This window comes from Mucilaginibacter flavidus (assembly GCF_024055575.1).
In the GTDB taxonomy this organism is placed as follows: Bacteria; Bacteroidota; Bacteroidia; order Sphingobacteriales; family Sphingobacteriaceae; genus Mucilaginibacter; species Mucilaginibacter flavidus.
On the sequence record NZ_JAMXOE010000002.1, the window covers coordinates 698,146 to 715,334 of the forward strand.

The following is a 17,189-nucleotide window of genomic DNA, read 5'->3' on the forward strand; positions in this document are numbered from 1 at the left end:
CAGTATGAATACCTTAAAAGCCTCTTATAAAATGTTAACTCTACTCGTTGCGGGGTTAATATCCTTCACCGGCTGCCAGGCGCAGGAAACCGGGAAACAATTGCTTACGCTCGAAAAAGAGATCACCCTAGCCAATGTAAAAGGGCGTATCGACCATATTGATATCGACATAAAGCATAAAACAGCGTTTATAGCAGCCCTGGGTAACAATACCCTGGAAATAGTGGACCTTGAAACTGGCAAAGTTACCGGGAGTATTAAAGGGCTGGATGAGCCGCAGGGCGTAGCTTATATACGTAAACACCAGGAAATACTGGTAGCCAACGGCGGTACAGGCGAGTGCGGCTTTTACGACGCGGTAACGTTAAAAAAAAACGGCAGCATAAAGCTTGCCGATGATGCGGATGACGTGCGTTATGATGCCGATGCCGACCGTATCTATGTAGGTTATGGCAGCGGAGGCATTGCCATTATTGATGCTGCAAATCATAAACAAGTTGGCGACATCCCTCTGCCCGCGCATCCGGAATCATTTCAACTTGATGCAAAAACCGGTAAACTTTGGGTTAATCTTCCGGGCTCAGGCATGGTAGGCGTGGTTGATTTAAAGCAATTGAAGCTTGCTGCCAAATGGCAAAAAGTTTTACCCCGCGCTAATTTCCCGATGGCTTATGATGAAACGCAGCACCGTATTATTGTTGGCTACCGGCTGCCTGCCAAATTGATAGTTTACAACAGCGAAACCGGCAAAGAAATATTTAGCGCCCCCATGGCCGGCGATGTGGACGACCTGTATTGGGACGCAAAAAGCAAAACTATTTATATAAGCGGCGGCAGCGGGGCCATAAACATTTTCCGGCAAACCGGCGACAGCACCTATAAACAAATTGCTGACATTAAAACCCGCAGCGGCGCGCGCACATCGCTTTTGGTTCCTGAATTAGGCTTGTTTCTTATAGCCGCCCGGGCTGGTAGTGATAAGACGGCTACGTTATTGGTTTATAAAATAAACTAGTCTTCTTTTTTATAAATACTAATGCAACACCTAAAAAAAGAAACGAGATTAACCCCCCGTACAAAAAATCCCTGCCTGGGAAATGGCTTCCGGTAAACCCTGCAATGGGATAAGCGATGGCCCACCATAAATGTGAAAAGGCGAAGTGCGATCCATAAACTTTGCCTTGCTCGCTGCCACCGATATTTTCGCCAATCAACGTTTCTGATGGCATTTCGGCTAGGCTTTGGCCCAGGCCGGCAAATAGCCATAGCACCAGCATTACCGGGTAGCCCACAAAATTGGTAATAGAAATGGTAATTGCAAGTACGAGCGCACCAACCACCAACGATAAGCGCCGGGTTTTCGTCTTGTCAAGGCTGCCAGCTACAAAAGCAGCAATGCTGGCACCAATACCAAAAGCAGCCATTACCCAGCCGTAATGTTTATCTGTTAAATGCAGTCCGGTTTTAATATGGCCAACTGTATTAACCAATATTTGCGCACCTGCAATTGCCGAAACAAATTCAATAAACAGCGCAAAGCGGATCAGCGGGTTGCTAAACAGTAACCTGATTCCTTTAATCACGTCGTGCCAGGCTGTAAAAGTTTTTCCCTTGTGTTGAATGGCTTTCTGCATTTTAGCGGCAGGTAACATTAAAATCAGTATAGCAGCAATAATAAAAGATGCCGCATCAATTAAGAATATCTGGCGTGCGCCAAACCATACCGCCAATATACCCGCCAAACCAGGCCCCAATACGCCTAGTATCTGAAAGGTCGCGGTTGATAAACCTACGGCCTGGCGGTAATGTGCCTTATCTGTTACCTGCGGAATTACAGAGCGGTATGTGGGGGTAAAGAAAGCATTGAATACGTTTAAGGCAAATACCAGGGCGTAAATCTGCCATTCATGTTGTACAAAAGGCAGGCAGGCAACAATAGCCATCCGGATAAAATGGGTAGTATATAAAATTGCCTTCCGGCTTACCCGGTCTGCCAGCACACCGGCAAAAGGAGAAAAGATAATAAAAGCCGCCACCCGCAGTGTTAACGCTGTCGCCAGTATAACCGCCGACCGTTCTTTACCAAACTGGTAAGACAATAATGCAAGACCCACCCAGGTAAATGCATCCCCCAATAAACTGATGGATTCCGCGAAATACAACCCGGCAAATACCCTGTTCTTCAAGGCAACAAAAGGCTCCGCTAATGCGGTCAGTTTGTCTTTCATCATAAGCGGGCTTTCTTATTTTATTACTGCTACCGTAAAAGTACAATAATTGTTTGCCCGGCTTCTAATACCACGTTCTGCCCGGAAGATTAATTAAAGCGAATTCAAAATATGTAAATGATTCGTCGCCTCATCCATTTAGTATTGCCATCCACAGGGGAAGTCAGTACCGCTTTGCCTTTCGTGATTATTTAACCGCCCCAAACCGCTTCAACAGTTTCCTGTTATCCCGGCGATGTATCAGCCGGTAAACTAGTGCGTAAATACAAGGCAATATCAGCAGTGTTAATATGGTTGATGTAACCAACCCTCCTATTACCACAACGGCCAGCGGTTTTTGTGTCTCGGAGCCTATGCCTGTGGACAGCGCTGCAGGCAATAAACCAATAGCCGCCATCAGCGCGGTCATCACCACGGGGCGTACGCGGGATATTACGCCTTGCAATACTGCTTCATCAAGGTGCATACCGGCATCATGATTTTTCTTGAATACCGATATCAGGATTACACCGTTTTGTATACAAACCCCAAACAAAGCAATAAATCCGATACCAGCTGATATACTGAAGTTAATACCAGTAATGTGCAGCGCCAAAATACCACCTATTAACGCGAAAGGAACGTTTAAAATAACCAGCGTTGCATCCTTCACATTACCGAACATCACAAACAATATCAGGAATATCACCAGCAAACAAACAGGTACCACGTGCGACAGGGTCTTTGATGCGCGTGTTTGGTTTTCAAACTCGCCGGCCCAGGTGATGGAATAGCCCTGGCCAAGCTTTACCATTTTGGCGACTTTTTGCTGTGCCTCGGCAATGGTGCTGCCCAAATCACGACCACGGTTCGAGAATTTAACGGCTATGTGACGGGTGTTGTTATCACGATAAATAAAGGCCGGACCGGTTGATGTTTTTATATCAGCAATTTCTTTTATGGCGATTTTTGAACCGTTTAAAGTAGGCACCATCAGGTTTTCAATTTTCTCCTGGGTGTCGCGGTAATCTTTCTGGTAGCGTATCCTGATGTCGAAACGCCGCTCGCCCTCGTATAACTCCGTAGCTGCCTTTCCACCGATGGCCATTTCGATAACTGCATTAGCATCTGCCGTAGCCACACCATAAAGGGCCATCTTACGCTGGTCGAGCTCAATACGGAATTCTGGCTGTCCCAGGTTGCGCAACACGCCCAGGTCATCAACACCCTGAACTGTCTTCAGCACCTTCAAAACTTCATCGGCCTTTTGGTCGAGTACGTTAAAATCAGGGCCGAATATTTTTACCGCCAGCGAGGCATTTACCCCGGCCACAGCTTCCTCCACGTTATCGCGTATCGGCTGCGAGTAGTTGAACACTGCGCCCGGTATTTTCTTCAGTTGCACATCCATCGCGTCGATCAAATCATCTTCCGATAGTCCTTTGCGCCATTGTTTCTTATCTTTGAGATCAACCTGTATCTGCACATCAAAAAATCCTTTGGGGTCGGTACCGTCGTTGGTGCGGCCAACCTGGGCAAGCGTTTGCTTCACCTCGGGAAACTTTGCAATAATCTGCATCATTTTCTGATTGATGCTCTCCGCTTCCGGTAACGATACACTCATCGGCAATTCGGCCTCCACCCATAGTGCGCCTTCATTTAAATCAGGCAAAAACTCCGTTCCCAAAAATTTAGCGGAGAAAAAGGTAAGCGCCATAAATATCATCGCCACCAATATGCTGGCCTTCGGAAATTTGTAAGTGAAGCTAAACATACGGCGGATGCCGTTTTCAAAAAAGCCCACTACGGGGTTATGTTTTTCCTTTACGTTTTTGTTCAGTAGTATACTCGATAGTGCAGGTACCAGCGTCAACGTAAATATCAATGCCCCCAACAAAGCAAATCCCAGCGTATAAGCCAGCGGCGAAAACATTTTCCCCTCTACTTTTTGGAACGCGAAGATTGGTATCAAACAGGTAATAATAATCAGTTTGGAGAAAAATATAGCTTTGCCCATTTCGGCACCCACATTTTTAAACAGGCCCAGTTTAGCCAGGTTATTAAACTTGGGCATTCCTACTTCTTTGGCCTTATGGTCCAGCGCTACAAATATCCCTTCAACCATCACCACAGCTCCGTCTATAATAATACCAAAGTCTACCGCCCCCATCGATAGCAGGTTGGCGCTCATCCCCTTTATCCGCATACATATAAAAGCAAACAATAGCGACAATGGTATAATGACAGCCACTATCAGCGTGGTACGCCAGTCGGCCATAAATAAAAACACGATGACAGTTACCAGGATTATGCCTTCCAACAGGTTATGTATTACCGTTTCGGTACAATAATCCATCAGGTTGGTACGGTCGTAAAAGGTGTCGATTTTCACACTTTTAGGCAGCACGCTATCATTTAGTTCTTTTACTTTAGCGCGTACACGGTCAAGCACCTCGGCAGGGTTTTCGCCTTTGCGCATTACCACAATACCTTCAATTACATCCTTTTGCTTGTCGCGGCTAACCTGCCCAAGTCTTGGCAAACCAGCTTCCTTAATTTCGGCAACATCCCGGGTAAGTATAGGTACGTTGTTTACGTTCTTAATGATGATGTTTTGCATCTCATTAATGTTGTTGATAAGCCCGATGCCACGCACCACGTAAGCCTGGTCGTTTTTTTCAATTACATCACCGCCCACGTTTATGTTACTGCGGTTTACTGCGTTGTAAACATCGAGCGATGTGAGGCCATACTTTTGTAGCAACGCCGGGTTTACACTCACTTCGTAGGCCTTCTCCTCACCACCAAAACTATTCACGTCAGCCACACCGGGGACAGATTTAAACTGCCGGTCGAGCACCCAATCCTGTATGGCTGTAAGGTCGTGCAGCGACGCGGTTTTACTTTTTAACGTGTACCGGTATATTTCGCCGGTGGGGCCATAGGGCGGTTCAATTTCGGGTTTAACGCCATCGGGTAAGTCGGCATTTGCAAGGCGACTAAGTACCTGTTGGCGTGCAAAGGCATCGTCAACATCGTCATCAAAAATTATGCGGGTATATGATAACCCAAAAGCCGATGTGGTGCGCAGGTTCGATTTTTTTTGCACTGAGTTGAGCACCGTTTCAATCGGTATGGTAATAAATTTCTCCACCTCCTCCGCACTTCTACCCGGCCATTGTGCTATAATAATAATTTGTGTATTGGTGACATCCGGGAACGTCTCAATAGGGGTATTGGTATAGCTCCAAACGCCTAACACCACCAAAACGGCGGTCATAAAAAACACAAAGTAGCGGTGCCTTAGCGAAAAATAGATAATATTTTTAATGAACTTGTTCATTCCTTAGCATGTAATTGGTGAATAACGATGATTGAAAGCCGCCCGGTTAATTACCGGTGATGGCATCATACAGCAGCAACTGGTTTTTTGATATCACCTTATCGCCCGGCCGCAGCCCCGCGCCTATGTAGGCTACATCATCAACCGTTTTTATAACGCTTACTTCCTGCACCTTTAAATCGCATTTACCGTTATAAATCACCACGAAATTTTTACTATTATCAAAAACAATAGCCTTTGCCGGCACCGATACAGATTGCGCATTCTCGCTGTTGGTGATCACCACATTGGTAAACATCTGCGGCTTTAACAGCATATCCGGGTTAGGCAGGGCGATCTTTATTTTCATCACCTTGTTATCCGGGTCGAGCACCGAGCTTATTTCATTTACTTTACCGGTAAACACTTTGTCGGGATAGGCAAGTGTAGTAACCTTAGCCGTATAACCCGCCTTTACTTTGCTGATGTCAGACTCAAAAACATTGGCCCAAATCCAAACATCTTTCAAATCAGATATGGTAAACATGCTGCCGCCGTTATCCTGGCGGATAAAACTGCCCGATGTTATGTTCTTTTCAACTATGTAACCGCTTTGCGGCGCTTTGATAACCAGCATCCCGTTGGCGCTGGTATTGCCACCACCGTTTATAGATAGCTGCGATTTTACTTTAGTATTGGCAGCCACCGCTTTGTTGTAATTCTCTTTTGCCTCGGTGTAATCCCGCTCGCTGGCTATCCCGCTCTTGTAAAGGTATTCTGCTTGTTCCAACTGCCGTTTGGTTACTGATACGTCTGATTGGGTGGACGATAAATCGGTGTAATTACCAGCTATATCGGCGCTTCGCATTACTGCCAGGGTTTGGCCCCTGCTTACTTTATCGCCAATTGATACTTTAACCTCTACCACCTGCCCGCTGCTGAATGGGAATACTTTCACTACGTTGTTATCATCATTCGCTACTTCGCCACTTAGGTTAAGTTCGTTTTTCATGGTGGTAACTTTGGCGGTATCTATAGTTATAATTTTTGCTAATGTGTCGCTGATACATACCTGCTTGCTTTCCGCCGCCTGCTCAACCTTACCCTTGCAGGCAGCTAATAGAAAAACGGCGGAAAGACAAATTGCAGATACTTGGTGTTTAGTTATCATATATATTAAGGGGTATTAATATCAAGGTTTAATTATTGTTGTCCCGGTGGCGAAATTTAAATCGGCAATGGCCTTTTGCAGGTTATACCGTTGTTGCAGCATTTTTAGTTTGGTGTCTTTATAAGTGTCAAAAAAATCAACAAATTCAACCAGGCTTACCTGGCGGTCTTTAAATCCTTTCAGCATATTTTTAAATAGCGTGTCATACTGCCCGTTAAACTCCAGTTGTTGCGTACTGAATAATTGTTGGTTAAGGTTATACTCGTTAACCGCCGCTACCACATCATTTTTCAGTTTTGCTTCACTGTCTTTCAAAGTATTTTCCTGGCTCATCTGGCTAAACCGTGCCGATTTGATATTACCCTGGTTTCGGTTGAAAAAAGGCAGCGGCAAACCAATTTGCAAGCCGTAATAATTCTGTGCGTAACTGCTGTTTTTATCATACGATGCACCTATCGTAATATCCGGAGCAGCCATTGCTTTTTGTAAGCTGAGGTTGTGTTGTGCCGATGCCAGCTGGTATTGGTTTGATATGTAGTCAGCACGGTTAACCTTTGCCTGTTCAATCAGCGATGGGATATTTAATTCTGCAGGCTGGGTTGGCAAATCGCCGGTTAGCGGTACAATAAATGCGGTTTCCTTAGCCTGGATGAGTGTTTTCAGTTCCGCCTGTAAGTCATTTATCTGCCGTGCATTTTCGGTCATATCGTTTTGCAAACCGAAAAGCAGGGCTTTAAGACGGATGAGGTCCTTCATCGAGGTATTACCTGCATCGTACGATTTTTGGATACCATTAACAAGATTGGTAGCGGCGGCTATCTCGTTGCGGTAAACTGCAGCCTGGTCAAACAAGGTGCCCAGCTGCCCAAAATCAAGCTGTAAGTTATAGCGCAGGTTGCGCATCAGGTCGTTAAATTCGGCTTCCTGCACTTTAGCATTATCCTTTGCCACCTGTATTTGCTTGCCGCGTTTGCCGGCAGTTTTAAATACCTGGTTCAGTTGCACAAATACCTGGCCCAGTGCACGACTTTCGTTGTGATAAAAGAATTTCTTACTCCCGCTATCGTAAATATTTTGATCGGTGCTTAGCACAGGATTATCCCAGAGGGCTGCCTGGTCAACCAATGCTTTGGTCGACTCCACATTATATTTTTGCGCAAGCAGGGCAAAGTTATTTTCCAAAAACTGCTTTTCAGCATCGGGGAAGGTTAGCTTTATCGTGTCTGTCTGGGCGTTCGCGGTAAAAGTAAAAAAGCAGAATAGTAGTATGGCAGCAGTTCTCAATCCCATTGTCTCAATTTCAGAAGCCCAAAATTAAGCTAACAATTACAGTGGGAGATTAGAACGGGATTAGAATTTAGCTAATATGTGGTAAAGTGCTTTGGAATGGACGCGCGCTATTTTGGGCGATGGGTTTAAAACCTTCGGTGTTTGAACCTTCAATTCTCGAACATGTTTATCGAGACTTTGAAAAATCGTAATCAATTAAGTGTTTAAACTGGTTTTGTAACTAAAACCAGCTCTTAAGCTCCCCCGTCATTTTATCCTGTTCGGGCAGCTCTGCTTTTCCGCATATCAATTCATCAATCTCCACAGCCATAGTAGCTGCGACACTTTCGTGTCTAATTAAATTGATGATCCAATTAGCACCGCAAAACCATAGAAACGCTGCTATGCCTACCCACCATGGCCCGGTATTTGCCAGTGCAAAAACGCCCATAACACCTGATAATATTGCTGCGCCGACAAATAGCTTACGCATCTTGATTTGATAATTTAACCACCAGCCATCATTTTTATAAATTAAGGTAAAAATACCATTGTCGACACTTCTGAATAATGATCCTCGCCAGGCAGATGTTGATCCTCGATATTTAACATGTTTTTCCTCTACAACTACGTTATCCGCCTTATCTTTTAATATAGATTTCTCAATAAAATTCAGTATTTGTTGTTGGTTGTCAGACGTTATTGTTGCCTTTAATGGTTTAGAGTAGGATACAGAAATAGGAAAGGCCATATTGAAGAAAATTAATTAAAAATAGAAGAAAATTTTTGTATTTAATCGTCCGGTTCACAGTTAGAAAAGACACGCTACCATTGCGTGACACTGTGCTTTTTTTTGCCTTTAAAAACTAAACCACACTTCCTGTTCTACCCCCTCAAAAAGTCTACAGTCATGGTTGTGCCGGCTCCCTCGGTTGATTGAATGCTTAGCGAGCCATTAAATAGCTGAATAATCTTCTGAGTAACATAGAGCCCTACCCCCGTACCAACAAAATTGCGCGCATTATGGCTGCGGTAAAACGATTTGATTACCTTATCAATATCTTCGTTTGGTATACCTATCCCCGAGTCGATGATTTGCATACTTATCAAATGCTCATCAGCATAAAAATTACAGGTCACCGTTTTCTGACCCGAAAACTTAAATGCATTGCCTATTAAATTATTCAGGGCAATAAACATCAGTTGGCGGTTAGCCGGTACGTTTAGCAAGGCTTCGTTTTCGGGCAGGCTCAGTATGTTTATTTTCAGCAGGCCCGGCCCGTATTTATTGGTCCAAAACTCGTGTACTTCCCAAAGCAACTCGTCCATGCGTACCGGCGTTAGTTCCGCGGTAGTATAATCCATGTCCACCTGGGCTAACTCCATCAGCCCGGTCACGGTATCACGCAGCCGTTCCGATTCTTCTAAAACCAGTTGCAGTGTTTGTTTATTTGCTTCGGGGCCACGCTCCTTGTTCAATGCCAGCTCAACCTCACCAATTATGGTTGTTATGGGTGTTCGCAACTCGTGCGATGCATTGGTTACATAAGTTTTTTGCAGCTCAAAAGCATTTTCAAGATGGGCCAGCAGACGGTTAAAGTTGCGGGCAAGCTCGCTTATCTCATCTTTACCGTTGCCTTCATCAACCCTCATGTTCAGATTGGTGGCCTTCATCAGCTGCATTTGCTTTACCACATTATTTATTGGCGAAAGTGCCTTGGTAGCCAGCAACCGGCTTATAAAATACAGCAATGCCCCAACCACAACAAAAACAACTATCATGGTTTGCAACATATCCCGCAACCGCCGACTGCCCTCAATATCCCGCGCCGAAACCAATATCACGAAGTTGCCCTGGTTGTCTTTATAGTAAATTCCCACTACCTGGTTCTCTTTATCGCTGTATTGCAGATACTTGTGCCGCCTCACCGACTCGATGGTGGCGCGACCCCAGTGTTGTTTTTCATCGGTAATAAATGCGGCGGTGTTCCGGCTGTCGTACAGGCGTACCACTTCGCCCGGCAAGTTTTTAAGATACCGATTGCGCACCTTGCTTAGTGAGTCGGGTGTAATTTCATCGGCCTTAAGGTAAAGCTGGGCGGCCACGTTGGCACGGTCATTTAAATGACTAAAAAAATCGCTGCGGATATAGGAGTAAAATGACACATAGATAGCCGCCAGCACTACCAGCAACACACCCGAGCCCAGTAGCGCAAAATACAGCGATAAACGGTTTTTTATTTTCACTTAATCCGGTTCTGTTTTAAATATGTAACCCTTGCCGATAACCGTGTATATGTATTTACCGGTAAAGCCTTTTTCAATTTTATTGCGCAGGTAATTCATGTACACATCAACCACGTTAGTACCTGTATCGAAATCAATTCCCCAAACTTTGAAGGCAATAGTTTGTCGGGTTAATATTTTGTCGGGATTGCGCATCAGCAGTTCAAGCAACGCATATTCCTTTGTTGTCAGGGTGACTTTACGCCCTGCACGCTCAACTGTATTATTGTGCGTATTCAGACAGATCTCGCCCAAGACGATTGTACTATCTGGTTCAATATTTTTGCGGCGAAGCAGCGCTTCAATCCGGGCCAGCAACTCTTTAAAATGGAAGGGCTTAACCATGTAATCATCCGCCCCGGTATTCAGGCCTTTTACTTTATCGTCTATACTATCAAGAGCAGTCAGCATCAGTATCGGGGTTTCCTTATCCGTTTTGCGGATGTGCCTGCAAATTTCTATCCCGTTTAGATAAGGGAGCGTAATGTCGAGAATCAGCAGGTCGTACGGTTTGGCTGCGTATTGTTTAATAGCCTCGGCGCCATCGCGCACTAGGTCGACCTTATGGTTGTTTTCTTCGAGCGCTTTTTTTATAAAAGCGGCAACACGTTCCTCGTCTTCAACTAAAAAAATATGCGCCATGGGGTATTGGTTGGGACAAATATAAACTAAGATTTATTGGATTAAAGGATTATTGGATTTCCGGAAGAACGGCGCTTTTAAAAACAAACGCGGCTTTCTCATAGCGATGGGTTTTAAACCCATCGCTATAATGGAATTTTCCCGTCAAATAATTTTCTATATTTAAAATCTAAATCATCCATTTTCATGAACGATAAAACGTCACGGGCTGCGGCCATATTATTCATAAGAGCATTATTGGGTATAATTTTCTTTATGCAGGGTTATGGTAAAATATTTAAGTTCGGCGTACCTAAGCTGTATAACATGTTTTTTAAGAATTTCGAAAAAACTTTCCTGCCCAAGTGGCTCGTTTGGGGGACCGCTTATTATACCACTTATGTTGAATTTATTTGTGGCCTCTTGCTTATCATCGGTCTTTTCAGGCAATGGACATTGTACCTGCTGGCGCTCGATTTATTGATCGTTTCTTTTGGTCACGGCCTTTTAGAGCCTATCTGGGATTTATCGCATGTAATGCCGCGGGCGGTATTATTAATAGCGGCATTAATTATACCGAAAGAATGGGATAAATGGAATGTTGATGAAATTCTCTTTAAAAAGTAGAGACGCAATATTTTGCGTCCCGAAACGATATCGTTTTTAGGACGCGTCTCGCAAACAAAGTCAGGGTTCCGAGACGCAAAATATTGCGTCTCTACAAAAAAGGTTTATAACAACTTCCGTTTGCCTATGCCTTTGCCAAAACGATAGCCCAGGGTAACTTCGTGGGTAGCAAGGTTAAAGCCGCCAAGGTTACTTGTGGTGGTAAATTGGTAACTGTAGCCTATGTGCACCTGGTCGAGGTTAATGGATAGCAAGCCAGCTGCCTGGTTTGCGTTAACCCGGTAGTTGGCGCCAAGGCCAAGGGTTTCTTTGATAAAAATCACGCCCGAAACATCAGCTACGGCTTTTATTCCTTTAGCATAAGACACCAATATTGACGGCCGGAATTTAAAATCTTCCGCCATTTCAGTTATCAAAGCGCCGCTTAAATAATAGTGGCTCTTTAAGTTATTGGCATTTTGTATGGAAGCTGTTCCAAGGTTGGTAATGGTAAGTTCGGGTGCCGATATACCAAAATAATACCAGTCGGAAAAATAGAGCACGCCGAAGCCTATATTGGGCCGGGTTTCCCTCACGTCATCACGAAACGAAGGGTCATCCGGTCCAACAGAAGAATAATTCGCAACGTAGTTTCGCACACCTGCATTTAATGATACTGCCAGGTAATTATTTTCTCCCAATTGTATGGCTTTGGCAAAATATAAGTTAGCCTCGGTTTGGTGCTCAACAAAAAACTGGTCGTTAAACACAATCAGCCCCGCCGAACCTTCAATGGATTGGATCGGCACGTTGGCGTTAACCAGAAAGGTTGTTGGTGCACCATCGATCCCCACCCACTGTTTGCGGGCCATCGTATTTATAGAGTTCGCCTGGTCGAGCAACGAATAGGCCGGGTTTAGGGGAGTAAGGTTGTCCATATACTGGGTAAAGTTGAAAGACTGGCTTTGCGCCAATGCTTCCTTTTTTACTCCGAATGTTATTAATAATAACAGTACCAGTAATCCCTTTAGTCTTGATTTTCTATTGGTTGTAAATTTCAATTTAGGTTGTGTTTTGGCATTAAAATTCCAGCACAATATAACCAGTTTTATTTTTAATTCCATCACCATATTTTTATTCAGGCCAATAAAAATAATGTATTTAGTTAACAGCCAAGCATTTTCGCCCGATTAAATGTAAATATTCCTGAAAGCTTTTTTACCCCCCCCACCGTTTCCAGTGAATTGAGCAACCTACAACCCGCCCAAAGATGTTAAAATGGGCGACCACCCGGTGATGTGGACCAACGAGCACATGAAGGCGAAAAACATTTACATAGCGATGGGCCATTTCCCGCAATTATTTGAAGATGCTAATTACACTAAACTGGTAAGGAATGCGATATTTTGCGCGGTGAAGTAACGGTTGACTGACACAATAAAAAAAATGTCATTGCGAGCGAGGAACGAGCGCGGCAATCGCGAACCTTGCAGGGCGGACTTGTATAGTTCGCGGTTGCTTCGTTACAATCCATTGCCTTAATGGTTTCGGCGTTAGGTGTATTTTCTTTTTTTACCTTAACAGATATGCCCAATTCATTTAGAAATTGCTTTACCAAATGACTCTTACTGTCTGGTACTTTTATCTCGAGAATCTGCATACACAAAAATAATATTTATTTGGCGAATAAAACAGACTTACTATACCGTCATCTTCAAAATCTCATTCGGGCGAATGAGGTTCATGCCCTCATAAATCCATGATAACCGGCGCCCTGCAAAACACGCTTTGGGTTTAAATAAAACAATATTACCGTACATCAAACAGTTTAAACTATTATGTGTTGCTTAATCAGGAATAGATTATCGTATTCAACCTTTTCCTTATAAAATAGTTATACCTTTAGCTTTATTCAGATAGCTAATCCGTCCTTTCTGCTTTTTATCTGCTTATATCTCCTGTAATTTATTTATTATGCCGTTACCAGATTCTGCCCATCACGATACTGTACCATCAGAAAATCAATTTCCTGTGGTTGGGATAGGTGCATCGGCAGGAGGTGTAGAGGCATTTAAACTTTTTTTAAAGTCGGTACCGCCAGACTCGGGGATGGCATATGTGTTTGTACAGCACCTGCACCCGGGATACGAGAGTTATTTACCCGAAATTTTTCAAAAGGTCACAAAACTCCCTGTACAGTTAATAGCCGACAATATTCATTTGGAGCCCAACCACGTTTATATTATCCCACCAGGAAATATCCTTACCGCCACAGATGGTGTATTAAAGCTCGACCCGATAAAAAATAAAAAAGTTAAAACTATCGACGTTTTCTTTTCGTCATTGGCGGTGGTACATCAAAGTTTTGCCGTTGGCGTGGTATTATCGGGCGCGTTAAATGATGGCACCCAGGGGTTGCAGGTAATTAAATCACACGGCGGAATAACATTTGCTCAAAACGAGGACGCTACGTTTGATAGCATGCCAAAAAGCGCTATCCGATCTGGTGCGGTTGATTTTATTTTGCCGGCAGAGCAAATTATTGCAAAACTGATATCCATCAATCATCCTTTTCGCACAAGCTACACCCCGGCAGAAGTTAAAGAAAATGAGCCTGAACAGGATGAGGAGATTTTTAGGCAGTTGCTTACCGTTTTACGCGTAAGGCGTGGGGTTGATTTTACCAACTATAAACAAAATACCATAAAGCGGCGCATTGTGCGCCGTATGGCGCTGAATAAAATTGAGAAACCTAAGGACTATTTAGTTTTTCTGAGAGAAAATAAAGCCGAGCAGGATGCATTATACAATGACATGCTGATATCCGTGACTGATTTTTTCCGCGACCCGCATAGCTTTGAGTTATTATGTAACAATATTTTCCCGGGCATTCTGCTTCACAAAGCGTCCGATGAACCACTAAGGATATGGATTGCAGGCTGTGCCACCGGCGAAGAGGCCTATTCATTTGCAATATGCCTGCAGGAGTTTTTGGGCGATAAAATAGCTACCCGTAAAATCCAGATTTTTGCTACCGATGTTTCTGAAACAGCGATTGCCAGGGCCAGGACAGGCATTTACCGGCAGAGTGAACTTGCCGGCCTTTCATCGTTCCAGGTGCAGCAATTTTTTAATAAGCTTGACGGCAGCTACCAGGTGAATAAATCAATAAGGGATATGTGCGTTTTTGCGCATCATAATTTGTTGAAAGACCCCCCATTTTCAAAAATTGATTTGGTGAGTTGCCGCAACGTAATGATATACCTTGAGCCGGTGCTGCAAAAAAGGGCGTTAAATACCTTTCATTATGCATTAAACGAACGCGGCTATTTAATGCTTGGTAAGTCAGAAACCATTGGATCGAGTACCGACTTGTTTGCACCTGTTGATAAACACCAAAAAATTTATCAATCGAAAGGTCCGCACGGTAAATATAGGAATGTAACGTCCGAAAAAAGTGAGCAAACGTTAAAAGACATTGACCAGGTAACGCCCGAAGCAAATAACGAGCGGGACATTAATAAAGTTGCCGACGCCATACTGCTATCAAAGTATACACCGGCCGGTGTTATGGTTGACCAGTTGTTTGATATTATCCAGTTTCGCGGCAAAACAGATGCCTGGCTGGCAGTATCGCAGGGAAAACCGAGCTTTAACTTACTTAAAATGGCGCGCGAAGGCCTTTCTTTCGAATTACGGAACCTGCTGCACATGGCTAAAACCAAGCAAACAATTGTACGGAAAGAAGGTATTTCATTTAGAGTAGATAATGAGTCGCAGTATGTTAATATTGAGGTAATACCCCTATCGGATACAGAGGAGGCTTTCTACCTGGTGCTTTTTCAAAATAGTATCCTTTCAGCAACTTTATCCTCGGGCGAGAACTCAACATCGTCCAAGCATGCGCAGGAAAATATAAACGCCTGGGTGCAGCGCATTGACCAATTGGAAAAAGAGCTATCCCAAACCCGCGAAGATATGCGGAACATAACTGAAGTGCAGGAAGCCGCCAACGAGGAATTGCAAAGCGCTAACGAAGAACTGCTATCAGGCAGCGAAGAGCTTCGTAGCCTGAACGAAGAACTCGAAACATCAACGGAGGAACTGCAAAGCACCAACGAGGAAATAACTATAGTAAATAACGAACTGCTCGACCGTAACGACCAGCTCAACAACTCCAGGAAATACACCGAAGAGATTTTTAATACCATACACGACCCATTGGTTATATTGGATAAGGATTTAGTGGTATTGCGTGCAACCGATGGATTCTACAACATGTTCAGGGTAAATGAAGAGGATACGGAGGGCAATTTTGTCTATGACCTTGGTAATAAACAATGGAATATACCGAAATTGCGGCATCAGTTAGACGTAGTGTTGCCGCAGCAAGGCTTTTTTAAAGCCTTTGAGGTGGACCATGTTTTTAAAACGATTGGCCGCCGTATAATGCAGCTAACCGCACGGCAGTTTGATACCTATACCAACGAAAAGCTCACCCTGCTTGCAATCCACGACATAACCGACAAAAGAAAAGTTGAAGAAGGCCTGGCCGAAGCCGAACGTCTGCTTGCCGAAAACAAGGAGAGGCTGCATTTTGCCATCGAATCTGCAGGGATTGGCGCCTGGGACTTTAACCCACTAACAAGGGAGTTGATTTGGGATAACCGGAACAAGGAACTGTTCGGCCTGGCACCGAATGATACTGTTGGTTTTGATATTTTTTTAAACTTGGTACATCCCGACGATAGGGACGATGTTAACGATGCCATAAAAAAGGCTTTAAAGGGCGTAAACGGCGGTGAGTTTAATATTGAATACCGCGCAATTGGCAAAAGCGACCAAAAGCTGCGCTGGATAAAATCAAAGGGCAAAGCGTATTTTGATAAAGACAACAAGGCTACACGTTTTATAGGAACAGTTTTAGATATTTCGATGGAGAAGGACCTGGAGGAAAATACGAAGGAAATGCTCCGGAAAAAAGATGAGTTTATTAGTATTGCCAGCCATGAGCTAAAAACACCGATAACCAGTTTAAAGGCATCGTTGCAACTGATGGAGCGGATGAAAAACAATCCATCACCAATGATGCCCCGCTTCCTGGACCAGGCCACCCGCAGTATGGAGCGGATTACCCGCCTTATTGATGAACTGCTGAATGTGAACAGTATGAACGAGGGCCAGTTGCGGTTAAACAAAGCATCATTTGTTGTTGCCAGCATGCTCGACCAATGCTGTAGCCACGTGCGAGCAGGCGGCGGGCACGAATTGGTTGTGCAGGGTGATGAAACGCTCGAGGTAAACGCCGACGAAGACAGGATTGAGCAGGTGGTAGTTAACCTGGTTAACAACGCGGTTAAATATGCACCTGATTGCAAGAAAATATATTTGATTATTGAAAAAGAGGACAACATGGTGAAAGTATCGGTACGGGATACCGGTGCCGGCATACCGCATGACAAAGTGCCCCATTTGTTCGACCGCTATTACCGGGCCGACTACGGTGGAGGCCATTATTCAGGCATGGGCCTCGGTCTTTATATCTGCTCTGAAATCATCAAACGCCATGGTGGCACCATTGGCGTTGACAGCGAAATAGGGTTGGGCTCAACGTTTTGGTTTACGCTGCCTTTGTAGTCTGAACCACTCCTCACCTTCGCGTCATTGACGGCAGGGTGTTTTACTTTTCCCCCGACATTGAAAAAGG

12 protein-coding genes are annotated in these 17,189 nt (G+C 44.2%); 4 read left to right on the forward strand and 8 right to left on the reverse strand.

Annotated elements, in window-relative coordinates; translation table 11 throughout:
• Positions 1–31: 31 nt before the first annotated feature.
• On the forward strand, positions 32–1,015 hold the full coding sequence (locus NAF19_RS07260) for a YncE family protein (RefSeq protein ID WP_252789156.1): 984 nt from the start codon (positions 32–34) through the stop codon (positions 1,013–1,015).
• Here NAF19_RS07260 and NAF19_RS07265 read toward each other — a convergent pair.
• The 7 genes from NAF19_RS07265 to NAF19_RS07295 all read right to left on the reverse strand — a co-directional run bounded on the left by NAF19_RS07265 (position 987) and on the right by NAF19_RS07295 (position 10,897).
• A complete protein-coding gene (locus tag NAF19_RS07265; RefSeq protein ID WP_252789157.1) occupies positions 987–2,231 on the reverse strand; it encodes an MFS transporter in 1,245 nt (414 codons plus the stop codon). The genes NAF19_RS07260 and NAF19_RS07265 overlap by 29 nt on opposite strands.
• A 184-nt stretch (positions 2,232–2,415) precedes the next feature.
• A complete protein-coding gene (locus NAF19_RS07270; protein ID WP_252789158.1) occupies positions 2,416–5,550 on the reverse strand; it encodes an efflux RND transporter permease subunit in 3,135 nt (1,044 codons plus the stop codon).
• A 46-nt stretch (positions 5,551–5,596) separates the two neighbouring features.
• On the reverse strand, positions 5,597–6,700 hold the full coding sequence (locus NAF19_RS07275) for an efflux RND transporter periplasmic adaptor subunit (protein ID WP_252789159.1): 1,104 nt from the start codon (positions 6,698–6,700) through the stop codon (positions 5,597–5,599).
• 21 nt (positions 6,701–6,721) lie between these two features.
• On the reverse strand, positions 6,722–7,990 hold the full coding sequence (locus NAF19_RS07280; protein WP_252789160.1) for a TolC family protein: 1,269 nt from the start codon (positions 7,988–7,990) through the stop codon (positions 6,722–6,724).
• Positions 7,991–8,210: 220 nt separating this feature from the next.
• On the reverse strand, positions 8,211–8,720 hold the full coding sequence (locus NAF19_RS07285; protein ID WP_252789161.1) for a hypothetical protein: 510 nt from the start codon (positions 8,718–8,720) through the stop codon (positions 8,211–8,213).
• Positions 8,721–8,854: 134 nt separating this feature from the next.
• Complete coding sequence (locus NAF19_RS07290; protein ID WP_252789162.1) at positions 8,855–10,216, reverse strand: sensor histidine kinase; 1,362 nt, start codon at positions 10,214–10,216, stop codon at positions 8,855–8,857.
• On the reverse strand, positions 10,217–10,897 hold the full coding sequence (locus tag NAF19_RS07295; RefSeq protein WP_252789163.1) for a response regulator transcription factor: 681 nt from the start codon (positions 10,895–10,897) through the stop codon (positions 10,217–10,219).
• 186 nt (positions 10,898–11,083) lie between these two features.
• Here NAF19_RS07295 and NAF19_RS07300 point away from each other — a divergent pair, with 186 nt between their 5' ends.
• A complete protein-coding gene (locus NAF19_RS07300; protein ID WP_252789164.1) occupies positions 11,084–11,503 on the forward strand; it encodes a DoxX family protein in 420 nt (139 codons plus the stop codon).
• A gap of 104 nt (positions 11,504–11,607) precedes the next feature.
• On the opposite strand, the gene NAF19_RS07305 is transcribed toward NAF19_RS07300, so the two are convergent.
• The gene (locus NAF19_RS07305; protein ID WP_252789165.1) at positions 11,608–12,606 is read right to left on the reverse strand and encodes a PorP/SprF family type IX secretion system membrane protein; all 999 of its coding nucleotides are present in this window, start codon (positions 12,604–12,606) and stop codon (positions 11,608–11,610) included.
• Positions 12,607–12,760: 154 nt separating this feature from the next.
• On the opposite strand from NAF19_RS07305, the gene NAF19_RS07310 reads away from it, so the two are divergent.
• Positions 12,761–12,904 (forward strand): ThuA domain-containing protein, encoded by a 144-nt coding sequence (locus NAF19_RS07310; protein WP_252789166.1) that lies wholly within the window; start codon positions 12,761–12,763, stop codon positions 12,902–12,904.
• Between the two features lie 552 nt (positions 12,905–13,456).
• The gene (locus NAF19_RS07315; RefSeq protein WP_252789167.1) at positions 13,457–17,119 is read left to right on the forward strand and encodes a CheR family methyltransferase; all 3,663 of its coding nucleotides are present in this window, start codon (positions 13,457–13,459) and stop codon (positions 17,117–17,119) included.
• The last annotated feature ends 70 nt before the right edge of the window (positions 17,120–17,189 follow it).